Origin of the sequence: Vibrio sp. A8-1 (genome assembly GCF_013048685.1) — a bacterium.
GTDB lineage: Bacteria > Pseudomonadota > Gammaproteobacteria > Enterobacterales > Vibrionaceae > Vibrio > Vibrio metschnikovii.
Window position 1 is genome coordinate 1 of the sequence record NZ_VHTC01000105.1, and the last position, 803, is coordinate 803.

The following is an 803-nucleotide window of genomic DNA, read 5'->3' on the forward strand; positions in this document are numbered from 1 at the left end:
ACCTTGAAATACCACCCTTGTAGTTTTGATGTTCTAACGTTGGCCCCTAATCGGGGTTGCGGACAGTGCCTGGTGGGTAGTTTGACTGGGGCGGTCTCCTCCCAAAGAGTAACGGAGGAGCACGAAGGTGGGCTAATCACGGTTGGACATCGTGAGGTTAGTGCAATGGCATAAGCCCGCTTAACTGCGAGAATGACGGTTCGAGCAGGTGCGAAAGCAGGTCATAGTGATCCGGTGGTTCTGAATGGAAGGGCCATCGCTCAACGGATAAAAGGTACTCCGGGGATAACAGGCTGATACCGCCCAAGAGTTCATATCGACGGCGGTGTTTGGCACCTCGATGTCGGCTCATCACATCCTGGGGCTGAAGTCGGTCCCAAGGGTATGGCTGTTCGCCATTTAAAGTGGTACGCGAGCTGGGTTTAGAACGTCGTGAGACAGTTCGGTCCCTATCTGCCGTGGGCGTTGGAGAATTGAAGGGGGCTGCTCCTAGTACGAGAGGACCGGAGTGGACGAACCTCTGGTGTTCGGGTTGTCACGCCAGTGGCATTGCCCGGTAGCTAAGTTCGGAATTGATAAGCGCTGAAAGCATCTAAGCGCGAAGCGAGCCCTGAGATGAGTTCTCCCTGGCACTATAAGTGTCCTAAAGGGTTGTTCGAGACTAGAACGTTGATAGGCAGGGTGTGTAAGCGCTGTGAGGCGTTGAGCTAACCTGTACTAATTGCCCGTGAGGCTTAACCATACAACACCCAAGGGGTTTTGGTGGACTCAAAGAAGTGCATTGAATGTGTAGAGAATGAAAA

General features: G+C 52.9%; 1 rRNA gene. It reads left to right on the plus strand.

Annotated features, from left to right (window positions below):
* Positions 1 to 742: ribosomal RNA gene (locus FKN93_RS17430) — 23S ribosomal RNA — on the plus strand; the annotation flags it as partial.
* Between the last annotated feature and the right edge of the window lie 61 nt (positions 743 to 803).